General features: G+C 43.8%; 18 protein-coding genes and 1 pseudogene. 13 read left to right on the forward strand and 6 right to left on the reverse strand.

The features are described 5' to 3' along the window. Positions 1–211: 211 nt before the first annotated feature. The 3 genes from ACIGBM_RS13050 to paaZ form a co-directional block, all read right to left on the reverse strand. Positions 212–379 carry an antibiotic biosynthesis monooxygenase gene (locus tag ACIGBM_RS13050; RefSeq protein WP_224737664.1) on the reverse strand — a complete coding sequence of 56 codons (168 nt, stop codon included), beginning with the start codon at positions 377–379 and terminating at the stop codon, positions 212–214. Positions 380–1,141: 762 nt separating this feature from the next. After that, entirely contained in the window at positions 1,142–2,464 is a 1,323-nt protein-coding gene (locus tag ACIGBM_RS13055; RefSeq protein ID WP_201569033.1) for an MFS transporter, read from the reverse strand. 239 nt (positions 2,465–2,703) lie between these two features. Beyond that, positions 2,704–4,755: a phenylacetic acid degradation bifunctional protein PaaZ gene (gene paaZ, locus ACIGBM_RS13060; RefSeq protein WP_397478045.1), complete on the reverse strand. Its 2,052-nt coding sequence runs from the start codon at positions 4,753–4,755 to the stop codon at positions 2,704–2,706. Between the two features lie 263 nt (positions 4,756–5,018). Between paaZ and paaA the strand changes: the two genes are divergently transcribed. From paaA to ACIGBM_RS13125, 13 genes and pseudogenes are all read left to right on the forward strand, one after another. Beyond that, positions 5,019–5,957, forward strand: coding sequence for a 1,2-phenylacetyl-CoA epoxidase subunit PaaA (gene paaA / locus ACIGBM_RS13065; RefSeq protein ID WP_397478046.1), 939 nt, complete (start codon positions 5,019–5,021; stop codon positions 5,955–5,957). 23 nt (positions 5,958–5,980) lie between these two features. Then, positions 5,981–6,271, forward strand: coding sequence for a 1,2-phenylacetyl-CoA epoxidase subunit PaaB (paaB, locus tag ACIGBM_RS13070; protein WP_394123935.1), 291 nt, complete (start codon positions 5,981–5,983; stop codon positions 6,269–6,271). 15 nt (positions 6,272–6,286) lie between these two features. Continuing rightward, on the forward strand, positions 6,287–7,042 hold the full coding sequence (gene paaC / locus ACIGBM_RS13075) for a 1,2-phenylacetyl-CoA epoxidase subunit PaaC (RefSeq protein WP_397478047.1): 756 nt from the start codon (positions 6,287–6,289) through the stop codon (positions 7,040–7,042). Positions 7,043–7,066: 24 nt separating this feature from the next. Then, positions 7,067–7,567 carry a 1,2-phenylacetyl-CoA epoxidase subunit PaaD gene (gene paaD / locus ACIGBM_RS13080; protein WP_298810664.1) on the forward strand — a complete coding sequence of 167 codons (501 nt, stop codon included), beginning with the start codon at positions 7,067–7,069 and terminating at the stop codon, positions 7,565–7,567. Between the two features lie 72 nt (positions 7,568–7,639). Further along, a complete protein-coding gene (gene paaE, locus ACIGBM_RS13085; RefSeq protein WP_397478048.1) occupies positions 7,640–8,698 on the forward strand; it encodes a 1,2-phenylacetyl-CoA epoxidase subunit PaaE in 1,059 nt (352 codons plus the stop codon). Between the two features lie 97 nt (positions 8,699–8,795). Beyond that, entirely contained in the window at positions 8,796–9,566 is a 771-nt protein-coding gene (locus tag ACIGBM_RS13090) for an enoyl-CoA hydratase-related protein (RefSeq protein ID WP_298810656.1), read from the forward strand. Further along, positions 9,566–10,357, forward strand: coding sequence for a 2-(1,2-epoxy-1,2-dihydrophenyl)acetyl-CoA isomerase PaaG (gene paaG / locus ACIGBM_RS13095; protein ID WP_397478049.1), 792 nt, complete (start codon positions 9,566–9,568; stop codon positions 10,355–10,357). The genes ACIGBM_RS13090 and paaG overlap by 1 nt, the downstream gene beginning before the upstream one ends. A gap of 2 nt (positions 10,358–10,359) precedes the next feature. Then, a complete protein-coding gene (locus tag ACIGBM_RS13100) occupies positions 10,360–11,886 on the forward strand; it encodes a 3-hydroxyacyl-CoA dehydrogenase (protein ID WP_372886187.1) in 1,527 nt (508 codons plus the stop codon). Between the two features lie 31 nt (positions 11,887–11,917). After that, a complete protein-coding gene (gene pcaF / locus ACIGBM_RS13105) occupies positions 11,918–13,123 on the forward strand; it encodes a 3-oxoadipyl-CoA thiolase (protein ID WP_397478063.1) in 1,206 nt (401 codons plus the stop codon). 65 nt (positions 13,124–13,188) lie between these two features. Continuing rightward, positions 13,189–14,490, forward strand: a complete 1,302-nt coding sequence (gene paaK / locus ACIGBM_RS13110; RefSeq protein ID WP_397478050.1) for a phenylacetate--CoA ligase PaaK — start codon at positions 13,189–13,191, stop codon at positions 14,488–14,490. Positions 14,491–14,557: 67 nt separating this feature from the next. Further along, positions 14,558–15,493, forward strand: coding sequence for a PaaX family transcriptional regulator C-terminal domain-containing protein (locus tag ACIGBM_RS13115; protein WP_397478051.1), 936 nt, complete (start codon positions 14,558–14,560; stop codon positions 15,491–15,493). 51 nt (positions 15,494–15,544) lie between these two features. Then, complete coding sequence (locus ACIGBM_RS13120) at positions 15,545–16,144, forward strand: gamma carbonic anhydrase family protein (RefSeq protein ID WP_397478064.1); 600 nt, start codon at positions 15,545–15,547, stop codon at positions 16,142–16,144. Positions 16,145–16,384: 240 nt separating this feature from the next. Further along, positions 16,385–16,624: pseudogene (locus tag ACIGBM_RS13125) on the forward strand (hypothetical protein); the annotation flags it as partial. Between the two features lie 519 nt (positions 16,625–17,143). On the opposite strand, the gene ACIGBM_RS13130 reads toward ACIGBM_RS13125, so the two are convergent. The 3 genes from ACIGBM_RS13130 to ACIGBM_RS13140 form a co-directional block, all read right to left on the reverse strand. Continuing rightward, on the reverse strand, positions 17,144–18,289 hold the full coding sequence (locus ACIGBM_RS13130) for an NAD(P)-dependent alcohol dehydrogenase (protein ID WP_397478052.1): 1,146 nt from the start codon (positions 18,287–18,289) through the stop codon (positions 17,144–17,146). 168 nt (positions 18,290–18,457) lie between these two features. Then, the gene (gene dctP / locus ACIGBM_RS13135; RefSeq protein WP_394124378.1) at positions 18,458–19,504 is read right to left on the reverse strand and encodes a TRAP transporter substrate-binding protein DctP; all 1,047 of its coding nucleotides are present in this window, start codon (positions 19,502–19,504) and stop codon (positions 18,458–18,460) included. A 95-nt stretch (positions 19,505–19,599) separates the two neighbouring features. Then, complete coding sequence (locus tag ACIGBM_RS13140) at positions 19,600–20,964, reverse strand: lyase family protein (RefSeq protein ID WP_397478053.1); 1,365 nt, start codon at positions 20,962–20,964, stop codon at positions 19,600–19,602. Between the last annotated feature and the right edge of the window lie 12 nt (positions 20,965–20,976).

Below are 20,976 nucleotides of genomic sequence, written 5' to 3' on the forward strand. Positions count from 1 at the left end.
CCTGTATTTATTGATGTATATAGGTACTCAAGCATAATATTGAGTGTATGACGTTTAGCACCTAATACTATTTATTCACTAATAGTTATTAATATCTTTTATTTGATGTCAGTTACCCAATAACGATCATTTTATTCAAAGTGAATTTTTCTATTGCACCTTTAGTGGCTTTTGAGTAATCGTCAAAATGTTTATTACTCATATGAGCCTGTCAAAGTTCACGTGACGCCCAATTTTCGTAGAATATAAAATGAGCAGGATTTTTATTATCTTGATGTAAGTCGTAATTGATACACACTTTTTTAGTGCGAGTAACACCAATAAGTTTTATCAATTCTGTTTTGACCGTTTCGATTTGGTTTGGCCATGATATTAGCAACGATGGTTAATCTAGCCATAATAGAATTATTTTTAACCACTAATGTTAAACTTTATCAAGTCAAAAGATATCGTTAGTTAATCGACTGCTTTAAAACGATTATATATAGCTAGTTATAGTAGAGGTAGAGGCTTAACTCAAGAAACACTTTCAATGTTATCTTGAAAGTAGTTGTTTATCATAATTAATGCTGCCAAAATTCTTATTGACCAAACCGCGGTATTGATAACAAGGCTTAGGGAAAGTGAATTTCATGCCTCAGCCTTCTATGCTATACAAAGAATAGCATGCATGGATTTTTCGACTCATCACAGTAAAATAAATCCATGGCATATGGGAATGTGACCTGATATTTTGGATGCCACTGCATTGGTGTATGTGCCTTCTAATAGGTTATAGCTTGAATTAAGGTTTTGTATCAGAAAGTATGTTGAGGAAATGAAAGAGGGAGATAGACAAAGCAAGATAATATATTTGAGATTATAAAGACACTAATAGATATCTTTAAGCTACTAAAAACAAACCTTTAAAACGCAAGCTAAAGTCAAACACTCGCCCTCAAGTCAGTTTGTTCGTTTTAGGCTTAAACCTGCTGATTGAGGGCTTGCGTTTGGTATTTTTCAATCACGACACTTCGGTATTTCAATAGTTAGTCAGCTTTTTAACCGTTAAAGGTAAGGTGGGGCTGATTTTTTTTCGTATGCTGATAAAATTTTTATACCATTTACATGGTGACATTTTCCACTATCTCTCTAAATTTATTTAGAGAGATAGATCAACGCCTTGTGGGTCTTTTTTAATCGTGTAAAGTGTGAATAGTGAAATTAATGAGACGATAGTAATATACAATCCAATCATCCATGACTGTTGATAAGTTGCCATAATCCATTGCGCAATCATCGGAGCGAACGCACCACCAATAATGGAACCTAATGCATAGCTGATGGACACCCCTGAAAAACGTACTTTTGCAGGGAACATTTCAGCAAATAGGGCTGATAATGGACCATAAGTAAAACCTAGGGGAATAGCCCAAACCACTAGTGCTAGCATAAATAAAATGGGAGATTTGGTATCAATCAAAAACCACATTGGAATCGACCATAACGACAATAAGATATAGCCTAATTTAAAAATCTTTAGACGACCAATCTTATCACCTAACATGCCGCCCCAAAGGGTTGATACTAACCAAGAGAAAGCAGCCGCAACTACGATTAGCATGGTTAAAGTAGGGCTAAGTCCTAAGGCTTTTTGACCGTAACCCACCATAAAAGCGATGAGAATATAACCACCTGCATTCACTCCCATAAAGATTAAAGCCGCTTTAAGAACTGTTGGTGTGTGATCTTTGAATAACAATGACAATGGTGCAGAGGCTTCTGCTTTACGACGATGCATGGCTTCAAACACTGGTGACTCTTTAACCGAACGACGGATAAAGGTGCCCACGATGATTAATGCAATCGATAATATAAATGGAATGCGCCAACCCCACTCGAGGTAGGCTTCTTTACCCAAAATCAAATTTAAGAGCAGCAGGACACCAGTCGCTAAAATCATACCGATGGGCACGCCAATCTGTGGGTAAGCCCCAAATAGTGAGCGTTTATCAAGGGGTGCATGCTCGACAGATAACAATGCCGCACCGCCCCATTCACCACCTGCAGAAAAGCCTTGGATAATACGTAAAAATACCAAAGCCAAGGGTGCTAATACACCAATCTGCGCATAAGTCGGCAAGAAGCCTATTAAGGTCGTTGACGCACCCATCAAAATCAGGGTCGTTACCAATACCATCTTGCGACCGTACTTGTCACCCAAGCGACCACATACGATTGCGCCTAATGGGCGAAATAGAAATGAGATACCAACGGTCGCAAAAGCGATGATTTGGGCGAGCATAGGGTTTGATTTGCTGACTTCAGCGAAAAACAGGGGAGCAAATATGAGACTTGCGGCTTGTGCATAGATGAAAAAATCATACCATTCAATCGCAGTACCAACTAGGGTGGCAGTGAGTACTTTTTTATCCTGATGTATAGCAAGCGAGGCGTTTTCAGCCATTGCGGTGGTGGTTGTCATTAGTGACTCCTTGTCTATATATTGTCCTAGAAACGACTCGACAGCTTAGCTATCCTAGCCAAACATTATCTAATATAAATTAATGATACTTTTTATTTATTAAAAATAAAATTATGTATCACTTGGTTTTATAATTTAGCTATTCTACAACCTGACGTCAATATGTTTTATTAATAAAGTTTGCTTTAGTTGCAAAAAAGGAGTCATGACGACTCCTTTTTTGCAGATCCATATAGGTATCAAGCCTTACGCTCAACTAAGGTCAAGATGTCGTAAGTTGCGACCAAGTCGTTGCATTGGTTCTTAACTTTGATGTCCCATACTACAACGCCATGAGCTTTTTCCGCTGGGTCGCGTTGTGCCTTTGGCGTCTTTTGTTTACAAGTTAATTCAACTTGAATGGTGTCACCAATCTTGACAGGCTCAACGAAGCGTAGGTTTTCCATACCGTAGTTAGCGATGACTGGACCAGGTGATGCGTCAACAAACAAGCCAGCGGCCGCTGATACGATAAAGTAACCATGGGCGACACGCTCACCAAAGAACGAATCTGCCGCCGCAATTTTGTCCATATGAGCGTAAAAGTGGTCACCACTTAAGCAGCCAAAGTTAACGATATCTGCCTCAGTCACTGTACGACGTGCGGTCAATAGACGCTCTCCAATACGAAGTTCATCGAATGATTTTTTGAACGGATGGACACGATCTTCGAACACTTGTGCACCAGCTGTCCAGCTGTGACCGACTTGGGTCAAGGCATTGGGCGAGCCTTGGATGGCAGTACGTTGCATGTAGTGTTTAACGGCTCGCAGACCACCAAGTTCTTCACCACCACCGGCACGGCCTGGGCCACCGTGTACAAGTAATGGGAGAGGTGAACCATGACCCGTACTTTCACGAGCACTTTCGCTATCTAGGATATGTACACGGCCATGCCAAGGGGCAATTTTTTTCAATAAGGCTTCGATGTTTTCGTCTGCATTGCGCACGATAGAGGCAACTAAGCTACCTTCACCACGTGCTACAAGTGCACCAAGTTCATCTAGATCGCCGTATGGCATTAGGGTGACAACTGGACCAAATGCTTCGATGCGATGGATATTTTCGGCTTGGCTTGGGTTATTACAGACCAACACGGTTGGTGGGTAACAGGCTGATTTTTCTGCGTCGTCTACTTGTAAAGTGAAATCTTCACGTAAGTGACTACCGAATACCACTTCGGCTTCTTGGCTCAGTTGCTCGACTTTTTCTGCGACGTCAAGTTTTTGCTTCACGCTAGCTAATGTACCCATGGTCACGTTTTCACGGTTTGGGTCACCGACCACGACTTTTTGTAGTTTTTCAACTAGGCGAGTTTGCGCTGTTTCTAGCAAGGCGGCAGGAACAAACGCGCGACGAATCGCAGTACATTTTTGTCCAGCTTTGATAGTAATTTCGCGGAAGACTTCGCGTACAAACAAATCGATAGTTTCATCGTTGGCAGCTGGGCTTAAAATGGCACTGTTCACCGAATCGGCTTCCATGGTGAAAGGAATTGAATGGGCGTTCAAGTGTGGATGGGCTCGTAGTTTTTGACCCGTTACTGCAGAACCTGTGAAGGTAATGGTGTCTTGGGGATTTAGATGGTCAAACAAGTCATAGGTTTGTCCACATATCAGCTGCAATGAACCCTCTGGCAATAGACCGCTTTCATGAATCGCGGCTACCACGGCATGAGTCAGCTCAGCGCCTTCGGTTGCAGGCTTGACGATACAAGGGACACCAGCTAATAGAGTCGGTGCGACTTTTTCTAACATGCCCCAGATAGGGAAGTTAAACGCATCAATATGAATGGCCACGCCCGTTTTCGGGCTCAAGATATGCTGAGCGCCAAACGTACCATTTTTTGATAGAGGAATCCAAGCATCTTCAACTAAGGCAGTCTCATCGCTGAGCTCACGGCGCACGAGGCTCGAATATGCAAATAAGGTACCGATACCTCCTTCAACATCGACCCAGGCATCTTTGCGTGTCGCACCAGTTGCCGTGGCCAATGCATAAAAATCTTCTTTACGTTGAAGTAGATATTGTGCGACCAATTTCAGTGCATTAGCGCGTTGGTGGAATGTCCAGTTTGCAAGCGCTGAGCCATATTCTTTAGCGTATTCAACTACTTTTTTGGTATCGATACCAGCGCTACTGACTTGATAAATTGGTTCGCCGGTAACCGCATGATGCACAGTGCGAAAATCGCTTTGTGCAACGTAGGCTTTACTGAGGACGAGTGAGCTTAACGTTTTAATGTCTGACATATAACAACTCCTTTTACGATACATTATAGATAAAAATAAAAACTTAACGTGTCGTAATCTGTATTTAAATCGCTGAAAAGTCAAGCATTTTTATAATTATTAATATTTTTTTAAAAATTTATTATTATAAATATCTATATAAAACAATACCTTATTAATAAAACAGCTAAAAAATAAAACGATACATAAAAATAGGCATTGATTTTAAAACAGTATCGCTTTAGATTAGATAGCACTAACACTTGTTAAGGACGAGGTATCACATGAACATGCAAGTAGAATTATTTGACAACAAGATTGAGAAGGACATTTCAATTGAGCCAAAAGATTGGATGCCAGATGCTTATCGTAAAACGCTCATTCGCCAGATTGGTCAGCATGCGCATTCAGAAGTGGTTGGTATGTTACCTGAGGGTAATTGGATTACGCGTGCACCAACACTCAAACGTAAAGCCGTATTGTTGGCCAAAGTCCAAGATGAGGCAGGTCATGGATTGTATCTATACAGTGCAGCTGAAACCCTAGGCGCAGATCGTGACGATATGATGGACAAACTCGTTGCCGGCCGCATGAAATACTCATCAATATTTAACTACCCAACTCTAACATGGGCTGACATCGCTGCTATCGGCTGGTTGGTTGACGGCGCCGCTATCGTTAACCAAGTGGCGCTTTGCCGGACGTCATATGGTCCATATGCTCGCGCCATGGTTCGTATCTGTAAAGAAGAAAGTTTCCACCAACGCCAAGGCTTCGAAGCCATGATGGTATTGGCGAATGGTACACCTGAACAAAAAGCCATGGCACAAGATGCAGTCGATCGCTTCTGGTGGCCAGTGCTGATGATGTTCGGTCCAAATGATGATAATTCACCCAACAGTGCTCTTAGCATGGATTGGAAAATCAAACTATTTAGTAACGATGAGTTGCGCCAAAAATTCGTGAATAATACCGTCTCACAGGTGTTACAACTTGGTTTAACTATTCCTGACAAAGATTTGACGTTTAACGAAGAAACGGGCAACTATGAATTCGGTGAAATCAACTGGGACGAACTCTTTGCCGTGATTGCTGGTAAAGGCCCGTGTAACCACGAGCGTATCGAAGCCCGACGTAAAGCTTGGGAAGAGGGTAAATGGGTTCGTGATTCTGCTGCTGTCTATGCACAGAAACAACACGCCAATACTCAAGAAGCCGCTTAATATTTTTTAAAGGAAAATTAGCCATGGAAAGCAAAAACAACTGGTCACTTTACGAAGTGTTTATCCGTAGCAAACAAGGTTTAAGTCATCGTCATGTTGGTAGCTTGCGCGCGCCAGATGATGAAATTGCTCTGCAAAACGCACGTGATGTCTACACTCGTCGTAATGAAGGTGTGAGCATTTGGATAGTGAAGTCAGAGCTGATTACCTCATCGCAACCTGAGGATAAACCAGAGTTTTTTGAGCCATCATTCGACAAGGTATATCGTCATCCTACCTTCTATCAAATTCCAGACGGTATTGAGCATATTTAAGATAGGAGATAATCGATGAATAACCAAACGTTAACACAATTCTTACTTCATGTTGGTGATAGCCAATTGATTCTATCGCACCGATTGTCTGAATGGTGTGGACATGCCCCTGAGCTTGAGCTTGATATTGCTTTGTCCAATATCGGTTTAGACTTATTGGGTCAATCCCGTACGGTGCTGAGTCTAGCTGGACAAATCGAAGACTTGGGCCGTGATGAAGACAACTTGGCTTTTTTACGTACCGAACGTGAATATCGCAACCTATTGCTATGTGAACAGCCCAATGTAGATTTTGCCCAAACGATGGTACGTCAATGGTTGATGGATCATTACCATGTATTATTACTTGACGCGTTAAGCCAAAGCAGCCACGTAGATATTGCAGCCTTTGGTGTCAAGTCATTAAAAGAAGCAAAATATCACTTACGTTTCTCACATGCATGGATGGAACGCTTAAGCCTAGGCACCGATGAGGCACACCACAAAACGCAACAAGCGCTGAACAACCTATGGCGCTTCACTGCTGAATTGTTTGAACTCACCACTGACGAACAAGCCTTAGTTGATAATGGCGTCTTACCGAAACTCGATCTTCTAAAAGCTGAATGGTTAGCGCAGATTGAAAGTGGATTGGCACGTTTGAACTTAACGTTGCCTGAGATCGGCGCATACCGCCGTGGTGCGAAACAAGGCGCTCATACCGAACACTTGGGTTATATTTTGGCAGAATTACAGTACATGCAACGTGCTTACCCAAATATGAATTGGTAAACATACAAGACAGGGAGTCAAAGTATGCGGTTAATTCCACAAGTCACAGATGCCTGCTGGCAAGCCCTTAATCAGGTTCATGATCCAGAAATACCTGTTTTGACCGTGCTTGACTTAGGCATGATTCGGGGCGTTGAAATCAACGCAGATAACGAAATCGTGGTGCGTTTAACACCAACCTATAGCGGCTGCCCAGCAACTGATATGCTAAAAGATGATATTACCAACACGTTTACCGAACGTGGGCTGAGCCCTGTAAAGGTGGTGATTGACTTGTCTGAAGCTTGGACGACCGACTGGATGAGTGAGGCAGGTAAGCAAAAGCTGCAAGAATATGGCATTGCACCGCCGCAAGGCGATTCACACAGCTGTGGTACCCACGTGGCGCTAACCGATGGTGTGACCTGTCCGCATTGCCGCAGTCAAAAAACCCGACTGATTAGCGAATTTGGTTCAACTGCGTGCAAGGCGTTGTATAAGTGCCTCGATTGTCTTGAACCGTTTGATTATTTTAAATGTATCTAAGATAGGGGTAGTCGCGAGATCGCACGTGACAGTCAGATCATTAACTAAGCAAAATGAAAGAAGGATTTTCGCATGAGTCAATTTTTGCCACTAACTATCAAGTCTATCCAGCCACAAACTGAGCAAGCGATTTGTATTGCATTTGACCTTGCTTCGGAAGACGTGGCAGCCTTTAAGTACCAACCAGGTCAACATTTGACCATCCGTCACATGACAGATAATGGCGAAATCCGTCGTTGCTACTCAATCTGTAGTGATGTGCAAGAAGACATGAGCATTGCCATCAAGAAGATTGATCAAGGACAATTTTCTACTTGGGCAAACGAACACCTAAAAGTAGGCCATACTCTAGAAGTTATGCCACCCCAAGGAGTTTTCTTTCAAAAAGCCGCTAAAGCTGGTGGTCAAAACTACCTAGGCTTTGCTGCTGGTAGTGGTATTACTCCAATTTTATCTATCGTCAAAACGGTGTTAAATACCCAGCTAGATGCCAATTTTACCTTGGTATACGGCAATCGGTCATGGAAACAAACCATGTTCTCTGAGCAAATCATGGACCTTAAAGACCGTTTTAAAACGCGCCTACAACTGGTCAACATTTTCTCACGTGAGATGAGTGACAGCGAGATCTTTAATGGCCGTATCGATGCGAACAAATTACAACAGTTGTTTGACGCCCAACTTATCAGTGCTGATGTTGACCACTGCTTTGCCTGTGGCCCAGAAGAGATGATGGAAGCCGTTGAGACCGTATTGCCAAACCTTGGTATCGATCGCAACAACATCCATACCGAGCGTTTCCATACGGGGACTGTCAACAAACCAACCGCCCAGCAAATCGAAAAACGTAGCGAAGAACGCGTCAATATCATTTTGGACGGACGTGAACTGATCGTTGAAGTGTCAAAACAAGATGATAGCATCTTAGATGCGGCATTACGTGCGGGTGCTGACTTACCCTATGCCTGTAAAGGCGGTGTGTGTGCCACTTGTAAATGCAGGGTGATTGAAGGTGAAGTCGAAATGGCCGTTAACTATAGCCTTGAGCAAGAAGAGTTAGATAAGGGATACGTACTCAGCTGCCAAGCATTACCTGTATCAGCCAACATACGATTGAGCTTTGACGCGTAATCGCGAGACGCTAGCACCCTAGCCATTTATCGTTTTTATATACAACGTAGGGTTTGGCAAAAACTCCTTATTTCATTGTTTTTATTAGGATTCAGGGATGAATTACATTAAAACCTCCAGTCCAAAAGAAGGCGTTGCACTGATTGAGCTAAATCGCCCAGAAAAACGCAACGCCCTAAATAACGCCACTTTGCAAGAAATTGTCGAACGGCTTCAAGCCTATGACGCTGATACCGATATAAAAGCGGTCGTCATTACTGGCAACACCCAATGCTTCGCTGCGGGTGCAGATCTTAACGAACTTATTCAACTCGATACCGTTAGCTTACAAACTGATATTCGCCCAACCTTATGGAAGCGAATCGATGAATTTAGCAAGCCGCTATTAATCGCAGTCAATGGCTATGCACTCGGTGCCGGTTTTGAGCTGGTATTACATGGTGACATCGTGGTCACGGGTGAAAACGCCCAATTTGCGCTGCCTGAAATTGGCTTGGGCATGCTACCAGGGGCAGGGGGCACCCAGCGCCTCGCCCGCCTAGTGGGTCAGCAGCTTGCCATGCGCTGGGCGATGACAGGTGAGAGGATTAGTGCATTAAGCGCACAACAACATGGGATTACCACCCAAATCTGCCCAACCGAGTTGACCGTACAATACACCATTGATCTGGCGGCCAAAATCGCCAAACAAGCCCCTTTGGCCATTCACGCCATCAAACAGTCGCTCAAAACCATCCACGAAGTGAACTTAAGCCAAGGCCTTAAGCAAGAACGTCAGCTATTTGTTTGGCTTGCCGCCACCCAAGATCGCCAAGAAGGCATACGTGCATTTTTAGAAAAACGTCAACCAATTTTTAGAGGTATGTAATGGACTATCAAACGATTCTCGTCGAAGAAAAAAATGCCGTCGGCTATCTTACCTTAAACCGCCCAAAACAGCTTAATAGCTTTAATGAAACCATGCACAAAGAAGTGGTCAGCGTGCTAAAAGCATGGTTAAAAGACAGCACCATTCGCGCTGTAGTGCTTTCTGCTGAAGGTCGCGGTTTTTGTGCAGGTCAAGATTTAGGCGATCGCGCAGTTGCCCCGAATGCTGATGCGCCAGATTTGGGCCTATCCATCGAGACTTACTACAATCCACTGATTAAGCTGATTACTGATATGCCAAAGCCTGTGATCTGTGCGGTGAATGGCGTGGCTGCCGGTGCCGGCGCGAACATCGCTTTAGCGTGTGACTTGGTATTGGCGGCCAAATCAGCCTCATTTATCCAAGCGTTTTGTCATCTTGGGCTTGTACCTGATTCAGGCGGTACATGGTTCCTACCACGCGTTGTCGGCCGCGCCCGCGCGATGGGCTTAGCCATGTTAGGCGATAAGCTATCTGCTGAACAAGCGATGGCATGGGGCATGATTTGGCAAGTGGTCGAAGATGACGCGCTACGTAGCGAAGCCAGTAAATTGGCCGAACACTTGGCCAGCCAACCGACCTATGGCCTCAGCCTCATTAAAAAAGCCATCAATGTATCCGCGGACAATAGCCTAGAAGACCAGCTAATCTTAGAGCGGGACTTGCAGCGACTTGCTGGCCGCTCAGCTGACTATAAAGAAGGTGTCCAAGCTTTTATGCAAAAACGCACCCCAATTTATCAAGGACGTTAATCATGGAAACGAGGGATTTATCAAACGCAACCATTGCTGTTATTGGGGCAGGCACGATGGGGATTGGCATTGCCCAGTTGGCCGCCATGCACGGTCACACGACCTATCTCTTTGACCTAGATGTTGCCAAAAGTCAAGCCGCCTTAGCGAGTCTGGAAAGCCAACTTGCCAAACGTGTCCAAAAAGGCAAAATGTCTCAAGTGCTACTTGATAGCACCCTAGAGAATTTATCTATTATTACAGATATTAATGAGATGGCAGCGGTGCAGTTGGTCGTTGAGGCGATTGTTGAGCGTCAAGACATTAAACAGCAGCTCTTTGTCCAATTGGCTGATATTTGTGCTAATGATACGATTTTTGCATCAAACACGTCGTCAATATCGATTACAGCGATTGCCTCAGCAGTACTAAACCCTGAGCGTGTGGTGGGCTTACACTTCTTTAATCCAGCCCCAGTGATGAAGCTTGTTGAGATTGTTCGCGGTTTACGAACAGCGACTGAGATTACGGATGGCTTGTTTAACTTGATGAGTGCTTGGAAAAAGGTACCAGTAATCGCCAAGTCTACCCCAGGCTTTATCGTCAACCGTGTGGCGCGTCCATACTACGCCGAAGGTTTTCGCGCACTGCAAGAAAACGCGACCACACCTGCGCAGCTTGACTTTATCATGCGTGAATCAGGTCGTTTTGCCATGGGGCCATGCGAGCTAACAGACTTAATTGGCCAAGATATCAACTTCTCGGTGACGCAAAGCGTCTACCAGGCTTTCTTCTATGAGCCACGTTACCGCCCATCGTTGGTACAAAAAGAATTGGTCGATGCCGGGTGCTTTGGCCGTAAATCTGGCCAAGGATTCTATGACTATAGCCAAACGCCAGCAATCCCTGCCTATGCGTTACCCGCCGTTGAAGCAACCGATGCCGCGCTGCCTACCATTATTATACGTGGTGATTGGCTTTATGCCAAAGGTTTGGTTGAACGCTTACAAGCTGCTGATAGCCTCACAGTGACTCTTGAAGATGCAGACCAGAACAGTATCGAAATTGGTGATGTCAGCATTCGTTTATCACTGGGTGAATCCGTGGTGATTGATCATGGTGATGCTAAAGTCATGCTGATGGACTGGCATGCGGACTGGTCACAAGCCCGCGCTATTGTATTGGCTGCCTCTATGGCCTGTAATGATGATGAACGTGAGCTGGTGAGACAAACCTTTGCCAGCTTTGACGTGCATGTTATTTGGTCTGCCGACCATCCTGGTCTATATGTTTTACGTACCATTGCTATGCTCATTAATGAAGGCTGTGAAGCAGTGTTACATAACATCGCCTCTGAAGCAGACATCGACGCGGCCATGAAGTACGGCGTGAATTACCCCCAAGGCCCGTTTGAATGGGCACAAATGCTCGGCTACGATACCGTGCTTAACACGCTTAATAACTTACAACGTATTTATGGTGAAGAACGTTATCGTGCCAGCCTGTATTTGGTAAAAAAAGCCATCACCTGTCACACGGCGAGCGCTTAAGCTTATTAATTTATTGTAAGGGGAAACTATGATGCAACAAGTATATATTTATGACGCCATTCGCACCCCAATCGGGCGCTATGCCGGTGGCTTAAGTAGTGTTCGTACGGACGATTTGGCAGCTTTGCCTATTCAACACCTAAAAGCTCAAAACCCAAACTTGCCATGGGATAAGGTCGATGAGGTAGTCATTGGCTGTGCTAACCAAGCTGGCGAAGACAACCGTAATGTAGCGCGTATGGCAACTTTACTTGCAGGCTTGCCTGATAAGGTGCCTGCTATCACCGTTAACCGTCTCTGTGCCTCTGGTATGGACTCGATTGGCATCGCCTCACGTTTGGTAAAAGCGGGTGAGGCCGAGTTTGTATTGGCTGGTGGTGTCGAGAGCATGAGCCGCGCACCTTATGTCCAATCAAAACCGACCAGTGCCTTTCACCGCGCACCAGAAATTTTTGACACCTCCATCGGTTGGCGTTTTATTAACCCACTAATGAAAGCAGCGTATGGTGTTGATAGCATGCCAGAAACTGCCGAAAACGTGGCTGAAAAATATCAGATCAGCCGCGAAGACCAAGATCTATTCGCGCTACGCAGCCAACAAAAAACTGCGGCTGCCCAACAGGCGCGTCTCTTTACCGAAGAGATATTACCAGTTGAAGTCAAAACGAAAAAAGGCAGCATGATTGTTGACCAAGACGAACACCCACGTGCAGATGCTAGCTTAGAAGCCCTTGCGAGTCTCAAAACCCCATTTCGCAAGGAGGGCGGTTCAGTGACTGCGGGTAACGCATCAGGCATCAATGACGGTGCTGCTTGTGTGCTAATGGGTAGCGAACGCTTTGGTCAAGCACACAATCTAACGCCGCAAGCGCGTATTGTTGGTATGGCGAGTGCTGGTGTCGAGCCACGCTATATGGGTATTGGCCCTGTGCCTGCAGTACTAAAAGTGCTTGAGCAAACCGGACTAACATTAAGCCAGATGGATGTTATCGAGCTCAACGAAGCATTCGCCGCGCAATCCCTTGCCGTAATTCGCGAACTGGGTCTTACCGATAATGACGTACGTATCAATCCAAATGGTGGAGCCATTGCGCTAGGTCATCCTCTAGGAATGAGTGGTACACGTTTGGTCATCACCGCAATGAAAGAATTAAAACGTCGTAACGGTAAGTATGCGTTATGCACCATGTGTGTGGGTGTGGGTCAAGGTGTGGCAATGGTGATAGAAAACGTCTAATCACGGCTTTAACAGAGCTTTTTAATTGGAAATGTAGTCAGGATGACTACGAAAAGGAGTTTTACATGAATCATAACGTTATGGAACACATCGAAACCGCATCAGTAGACGAATTGCGTAGCGTACAGTTGAAACGTTTGAAAGAAACACTCAAACACGCATACGAAAACAACCCTGTTTATAAGAAGAAATTTGACCAAGTCGGTGTCCACCCCGAAGACTGTCAATCATTAGAAGATTTAGCCAAATTCCCATTCACCACCAAATCAGATTTGCGCGACAATTACCCGTTCGGTATGTTTAGCGTCCCACGTGAACAGATCGTCCGTGTTCATGCATCATCAGGTACTACTGGCCAACCTACCGTTGTCGGTTATACCAAGCAAGATATCGTGACTTGGTCGGATGTTGTAGCACGCTCACTGCGTGCGGCTGGCCTCACTAGCAAAGATACCATCCAAGTATCATACGGTTATGGCCTATTCACTGGTGGTTTGGGAGCGCACTATGGTGTTGAACGATTAGGTGCAACGGTTATCCCAATGTCAGGTGGCCAAACTGATCGCCAAGCCCAGCTAATCCATGACTTTAAACCAACCGCATTAATGGTTACCCCTTCTTATTGCTTGAACATTATTGAAGCACTAGAGAAAAAATTTGGTACAGCCAAAGACTGTTCTGTCAAAACCGGTATTTTTGGGGCTGAACCGTGGACTAACGCCATGCGCCAAGAAATCGAAACGCGTTTAGGTATTGATGCGCTAGATATATACGGCTTGTCAGAAGTCATGGGCCCAGGTGTCGCCATGGAATGCTTAGAATCTAAAGACGGCGCAACCATTTGGGAAGACCATTTTTACCCAGAAATCATCAATCCTGAGACCGGGGAAGTACTACCAGACGGCGAGCTGGGCGAATTAGTGTTTACCACCATTACTAAGGAGGGTATGCCTATCATTCGCTACCGTACCCGAGATTTGACCCGCTTATTACCAGGCTCTGTACGAACGATGCGTCGTATGGAAAAGATTGTTGGCCGTAGTGATGATATGCTGATCATTCGTGGCGTTAATGTATTTCCCTCGCAGATCGAAGAACAGATTTTACAAGTACCAAAATTACTGCCAAACTATCAGATCCATATCCTCAAGCACGGTCACTTAGACACCCTATGTATCCATGTTGAGTCACGTAGTGATGCCAGTGGTATCGAAGTGATGCAGTTGGCCAATAAACTTAAACAAAAAATAAAAACCATGGTGGGTATCAGCGTTCATGTAGAAGTCTCACCACAAGGTATATTACCTCGTTCTGAAGGTAAAGCTCAACGTGTTGTTGACCTACGCAATGCCGCTGTACCTGCCTAATGTAATTAACCCCGCACGATAGTCCCTTGGATATTATCGCGTGCCTTTTAGACGACGAATAAATGATATGAATGCTAAATTAAAACAATGTATTGATGAGCTTACCAGTGAAGACGTATTAAGTGGCACCTCGTTAATTATGTCAATCTTTGGTGATTGTATCTTTCAACGAGGAGGGGTTATTAGTTTAGCCAGTCTAATTCAACTCATGGATGTGTTAGGTTTTAACGAACGCTCCGTGCGTACTGCGGTGTTTCGCTTAGTGCAAAATGATTGGTTAAGCTCCGAAAAAATCGGGCGTACCAGTTACTACCGCATTACCGAAGTCAGCCGTGAACGCTTTGCTGCCGCCCATGAAAAAATTTATGGTTTAAATCAGGGTGAATGGGATCAAAAATGGGATTTGGTGTTATTAAGCTCGGTTGATCTTGGAAACAAAACCCTCCTCAAAAAAGAATTGGAGTGGTTAGGGTTTGCCAATATTACCACCAATCTCATGGCCTATCCGAGCTGTGATGAACTGCAGCTGCAAAACTTACTATTTAATCTCAATATGACCGAACAAGTTGTAGTGTTTCGTGCCGAAGCCTTGCAATTGTGGCAAGAGTCATACCCAACACTCAAGCGTATGATTGAGGTGAACTGGCCCATCGAGCAGCTGCATCAACGCTATGATAAATTTATTAACGACTTTCGTAATGTTTTGAGCCTCATCGAAGATGGTGAGTTTAATCAACTACAAGCGTTTCAAATTCGTATTCTACTGATTCACCAGTACCGACGTATCTTATTAAAAGATCCGAATTTACCTCTAGAACTATTGCCATCGGATTGGCTGGCACTGACCGCGCGTAATTTGACCAGTAATGTGTACCAAATGATTATTAGTTCGTCAGAAGAATTTTTTCTTAACATTGCTCGCACTGCTGAGGGAACCATGCCGCCAGCAAGGCTCCAGTTTTATAAACGCTTTGGCGGGTTAAAGTATGCTGAAGGAACTTAAGCGAATGATGACTTTAAACTTTGATTGATATTTTTTGATAAGGAAACGATGATGCCTTGCTATGCCATTGACGGTGTAATACCGGTTATTAGCCCAGATGCTTATGTTCATCCAACTGCCGTGATCATTGGCGATGTTGTGATTGAAGCAGGTGTATATATTGGTCCATTCGCTTCATTACGTGCTGATTTCGGTGGTATTCGTGTTAAAAAAAACGCCAATATCCAAGATAATTGCATTATACATGGCTTTCCCAACCATGTAGTAGTGGTTGAAGAGTATGGACATATTGGACATGCAGCCATTCTGCACGGCTGTATTGTGAGAAAGAATGCACTAGTCGGAATGAATAGTGTCATTTTAGACTTAGCAGAAGTAGGTGAAAATAGCATTATTGGTGCTAATAGTACCGTCAAAGCGAAGATGATCATTCCGCCAAATGTCATGGCATTAGGCAGCCCTACAAAAGTGATAAGAGAACTTAAAGAAAAGGAGTTGGCTTGGAAAGCTCATGGTACTCAGCAATATATAGATCTTACCAAACGTTGTTTGCACTCTTTAAAGGAAGTTGAGCCTTTAACCATGGATGCAGACGAGCGGTTAACACATAAGCAATTTAATGCCCAACATCATATCAAATCAGAACTTTAATAACAAAGGCCATCATAGCTTGCGAACAAACCCCAATATTAACAACCTCACCTAAAAATATTAAAGGTCTGAGAGGTCTATATGTCATATGCAGCCTATCTTTAAGGGCTTTGAATATTTCAGTCTCTCAAATAGCTCATGTAATATCGATATATTGGCTACGATAAAAGTACTGCTATCGTTACCTGAAAGAATTTGTTTTAGCAACAGATAGCGGCTCTGTGTTCGAACTAATTTCGCAGCAATGCTGAGTACCAGTTGGTCGATGAGCGTATCGTTGGGCACACGCTAGCTTCTTTATCATTTGTTGAGGCGGCTGCATTACTACTCGCTATTATCACTGCTTGGGAGATGCTGTTCAACCACTTGCAGGTACTTGTTTCTGAAAACGTTGAGGGCGCTGCAAGTGACAATAGTGCTGATGCAAATACAAATACTTTATCAGTACTGGTCATTGGCGCAGAAGGCGGCGTGGGTTCAAACCCCAATATTAACAATATCACCTAAGTAAAGAACCAAATTAAAAAAGGTTACCGAAGCTATATTTGGTATAGCGTTGACAACCTTTCTTTTGTATTTTTAATATCTAAAGATAAGTTTATACGTTCATTATAATCAGATTTTCAGTCCCTCGATAGTGAGGTCATCATCACCTAAGCAGTTATGTTCTGGCTCGTACATTGCTGTCGCTGAGAAACAGATAAAAAATACAAATATTTAGTGTAGGGGTAGGTTTTTAATCAACTGTCTGAGCAAGCCGATGATGAATAGACCGTGTTAGGTGCAGCTATAGCTTTCCAAGCTTAAATAGCACGTTTTACCGTACCTTGTCCTATATAAAATAAATATACTTCACCAACATGAATAACTGAACCAGCTCACTAAGAACTAGTTATTGGCTCATCTATCCCAAGTTTAATTCAAGTGTTCTGGAATGAACAATATTGTTATGGAGTAAAAGCGTTTAAATCATAAAAAAAGACTATCTAATCTGTTTCATCAACTTGTAGTAAAAATATCATCTGACTCCATTCTAACGATAGGCTTAAGAGTGATGCCTTTCTCACTATCTTCTGCTGCCTGATTAATGTCTTTGAGCTCATAAAATGTTACTAACTGATCAAATGGAAATTTGCCCGCCATATAGAGATCTACTAGAACTGGTATTAAAATACTGGGAACACTGTCACCTTCAACCACACCAATAAGTTTTTTACAGTTTTGCATTATATCTGTCAAATCTAGTGCCGCTGTGGTACCTGGTTTAGATGCTCCAACAATTGCACCAATACCCCGCGGACATAAAGACACCATCATGTCTGATACAAGTTTACCAATACCAGTAGAATCCATTGCAAACTGTGCGCCGCCACCTGTAATTTCTTGAATACGATCGATGGTGTCTTCTTCTTGACTATTAATGATATGGGTTGCTCCCAATTTAAGCGCCAACTCCAAGCGTGAGGGGACAATATCGATTGAAATGATGGTTGTTGCGCCTATGGCCGCGGCTGCCATAATGGCTGATAGACCTACAGCACCACCGCCCCAGGCCACAAAGCTAGAACCAGGAGTCACTTTGAGCGCGTTCATCACAGTACCAGCACCAGTTTGTATGCCGCAGCCTAACGGACCAAGTAGTTCCAGTGGTGCATCTTTACGCACTTTAATAACATTACGAGCATTTGCCACGGCATACTCACCAAATGATGACTGTCCAAAAAAACGATCATTTAGCTCAGTATCATCGTCTGCGATCAAGGCGTGCGATCCATCATTCCTTTGACCAGAAAAGTTATACTGATTGAAGTTTTCACAATAAGCAGGATGACCTTCGTAGCAAGCTGTGCATTTATTGCAATTTAAAAAGGTCATGACCACATGATCGCCTGGCTCGATATTTGTGACTGCGTCACCGACATATTCAATGACGCCAGAACCTTCATGACCTAGAACTATTGGATGCGGAACTGGAAAAACTTGATCACGTGCGACCATATCAGTATGACACATACCTGTTGCCACTACGCGTACCAGCACCTCATCGTCTCTGATAGAAGTGGGTTTAACTTGCTCAATTTGGAACTGTCCTGCTTGCTGGCGAATTACTGCTGCCATATAAGAGTCAGGTAACTGATATGTCATGATCATTCCTTTTGTATGCCGATTAAGATGAGAGTACCTTATATTTAACTATTTTGAATAATATTCAGAGACCCTAATAGGGTGATTCTAGTTAGATTACTCATACAAAGCGTTAAACATCTGGCGCTAGATATGGGATGCTAAACACAAAAAAATAACTACAGGTCACTAAACCTTACAAGCCGCACTAGCTTCTTTGGCTTTTTCATAGACAGCTTGAGGGTCTAGACCTAATGCTGCGACATCGTTTAGGTATTTTTTAGTACCCGCTTCTAATGGGCCTTTCCATTGTGGGTCATTTAATGGATCAGGAATGTCTATCATAGTGTCGCCTTTTGCTTTGGCTTCTGCCATGAATTTTGCGTCCTCTGCATCAAAGACTTTGCCTGCCATCGCAGCCATGGCTTTGCCAGAGTTATCATCAATGACCTTTTTGAGATCGTCAGGAAGGCTCTCGTATTTATCTTTATTCATGGTGACCATGATGGCAGAGCTATAAAAAGGAATATTAGTATGAGTATTGGTCAGCTCAATCAGTCTAAAAGAGCCTGTCGCATCCCACGGTAAGCTCAAGCCATCCAAAACACCACGTTGAAGAGACGTATAGATATCAGTGGCAGGTAGACCTACTGGTGTACCGCCTGCAGATTCAATAATATCTCCAGCAATCGCTGATGGGCGACGCATACGCAACCCTTTTAGGTCATCTGGTGTGCGGATGGCTTTATCAATAGTATGCATCCCGCCAGGACCAGTACCCATCATAAATAACAAATGAGTGTCTTCGTATTCACTCGATATCACCCCATCATCATATAGAGTCTGTAGCATACAGTTCATCTGAATCGCTGAGTTAGAAAGGCCTGGTAACTCTGCTACTTGGGTTAATGGAAAGCGGCCATTGGTATAGCCTTGTAGCTGAGAGCCTATATCGACGGTGCCTTTGGCAGTTGCATCGTAAGTAGCATCAGGTTTGCTCAGCGTTGCTGAAGGATATATTTCAACTTTAATACGGCCTTCAGATTCCTCTTCGACTTTTTTGGCCCAAGGCTCAAAGATTTCCGAATGAGTGGCTGCCGTTGCTGGCCAAAAATGTGAAAAACGTAACGTGGTGACTTCTTCAGTACTCGCCGTTGCGGCTTCGTTCGACTGCGAGCAGCCAGTCAATCCAATCATAGCGGCTAGCGTCAAACTGAGGGGCAGTATCTTTCGCATCATAAAATCCTTTTTCGATGTTTTGTTCTAAATAAGAACTCTTGTTCGTATAGTGAATTAAAAATACCTTGTTTTTACTTTTCTGTCAATCTGCTTTATTGCTTGTAGAACCCAATTCCTGAAGTGATATCTTCAATAGCTTGTAATATGGTTTGACATTGTCTTTGCGCTGCACCGCAGTAGGTCAAAGGCGATAAAACTGTTTTAAGCTCATCATGATTGCTCAAACCTATAGATTGCTCTGATAGCAAAGCCAAAAAGGTAGTTGTAAACCCTTGATGCTGATTGTGGGCTTGTTGGCTCGCTTGATTAATCAACGGATAGATTTTGTCTTTGTCTGCCTCAAAATGTTTTTCTAGGCCTTTGATTAAATAGGCATCGCTATTTAAATCAAGGTTGGCCGCCATACGCTCAGGGTAGACTTGCAGTCCTTGCAATAGTGTCTTCAAATACGATACAGCACCTGCCATCAAAGCTGTGCCCTCAGTCAAAGGAACCCAGCTAGCATGCCACTGTCCTAATGCGCGCTCAAAAGGCTGGGCTGTGCTATTGCTAATCACACTCATATGTCCATGCATTCGCAATGTGGCGGTTTTAATCAAAGCGCATAGTACAGGGTTGCGCTTGTGCGGCATCGATGAGGAGCCGCCCATTCCCTCAATAGACGGTTCAGCAACTTCACCCAGCTCAGATTGAGACATCAAAGCAATGTCTTCGACGATATTTTCTAGTGCCCCAGCACAGGCATCTAATGTAGAAGCAATGGCATAAATAGGTTGTCTATTGGTGTGCCAAGGGAGTAGAGGAGCGGATAAACCCAGTGACTCTGCTACCTGTTGCGGCAGATTATGATGTTCGTTTTCTTCATTACTTACACCAACAGGACCGCCCCACTGTAAGTAAAACCCTGACTGCTCTAATTGTGCTACCTTAGATATGATGGTTATCAATGAAGCTGCCCATTGGGATACTTTGGTACCAAAGGTGATAGGTAGCGCCTGTTGCATTAGCGTTCGGCCTGCCATGGGTGTTGCACGATGTGTTTGAATCAGTACCTCACAAGCTTTTAATACTTCAATCAAATCTTGATGGATGTGTCTAAATGACGGTTTGAGCATCATCATCAGCGCGGTATCAATCACGTCCTGACTGGTCAGTGTTTGATGAAAGAACGGTTTTATATTGGCTGGAAGTAAAGACTTTGCTTGTGTCACAAAAGGAATAGCAGCGTTACCGCCCAAATATGTTTGTTTTCCAATGGCGTCAATATCAAACAATTCTAAGGCTAACGCTTGCCAGGATTGTTGAAAGATGTTTTTTGGGATAAGCTGATTTTTTTCTCGAACTTCTAGCACGGTTAACTCAAAATCTAACATGGCTTGAACGAAAGCCCGATCAGAAAACGAATTGGCAACATCAGAATGTACAAAAGGCTGATTGATTAATCGATTGATTTTCATTTAGAATCCCTA

The organism is Psychrobacter sp. NPDC077938 (assembly GCF_044542635.1).
In the GTDB taxonomy this organism is placed as follows: Bacteria; Pseudomonadota; Gammaproteobacteria; order Pseudomonadales; family Moraxellaceae; genus Psychrobacter.

Bases quoted from the DNA above. Each gene is read 5' to 3' on its own strand.
- ACIGBM_RS13055 (WP_201569033.1), bottom strand. From the start codon at position 2,464: ATGACAACCACCACCGCAATGGCTGAAAACGCCTCGCTTGCTATACAT.
- paaZ (WP_397478045.1), bottom strand. From the start codon at position 4,755: ATGTCAGACATTAAAACGTTAAGCTCACTCGTCCTCAGTAAAGCCTAC.
- paaA (WP_397478046.1), top strand. From the start codon at position 5,019: ATGAACATGCAAGTAGAATTATTTGACAACAAGATTGAGAAGGACATT.
- paaB (WP_394123935.1), top strand. From the start codon at position 5,981: ATGGAAAGCAAAAACAACTGGTCACTTTACGAAGTGTTTATCCGTAGC.
- paaC (WP_397478047.1), top strand. From the start codon at position 6,287: ATGAATAACCAAACGTTAACACAATTCTTACTTCATGTTGGTGATAGC.
- paaD (WP_298810664.1), top strand. From the start codon at position 7,067: ATGCGGTTAATTCCACAAGTCACAGATGCCTGCTGGCAAGCCCTTAAT.
- paaE (WP_397478048.1), top strand. From the start codon at position 7,640: ATGAGTCAATTTTTGCCACTAACTATCAAGTCTATCCAGCCACAAACT.
- ACIGBM_RS13090 (WP_298810656.1), top strand. From the start codon at position 8,796: ATGAATTACATTAAAACCTCCAGTCCAAAAGAAGGCGTTGCACTGATT.
- paaG (WP_397478049.1), top strand. From the start codon at position 9,566: ATGGACTATCAAACGATTCTCGTCGAAGAAAAAAATGCCGTCGGCTAT.
- ACIGBM_RS13100 (WP_372886187.1), top strand. From the start codon at position 10,360: ATGGAAACGAGGGATTTATCAAACGCAACCATTGCTGTTATTGGGGCA.
- pcaF (WP_397478063.1), top strand. From the start codon at position 11,918: ATGCAACAAGTATATATTTATGACGCCATTCGCACCCCAATCGGGCGC.
- paaK (WP_397478050.1), top strand. From the start codon at position 13,189: ATGAATCATAACGTTATGGAACACATCGAAACCGCATCAGTAGACGAA.
- ACIGBM_RS13115 (WP_397478051.1), top strand. From the start codon at position 14,558: ATGAATGCTAAATTAAAACAATGTATTGATGAGCTTACCAGTGAAGAC.
- ACIGBM_RS13120 (WP_397478064.1), top strand. From the start codon at position 15,545: ATGCCTTGCTATGCCATTGACGGTGTAATACCGGTTATTAGCCCAGAT.
- ACIGBM_RS13130 (WP_397478052.1), bottom strand. From the start codon at position 18,289: ATGACATATCAGTTACCTGACTCTTATATGGCAGCAGTAATTCGCCAG.
- dctP (WP_394124378.1), bottom strand. From the start codon at position 19,504: ATGCGAAAGATACTGCCCCTCAGTTTGACGCTAGCCGCTATGATTGGA.
- ACIGBM_RS13140 (WP_397478053.1), bottom strand. From the start codon at position 20,964: ATGAAAATCAATCGATTAATCAATCAGCCTTTTGTACATTCTGATGTT.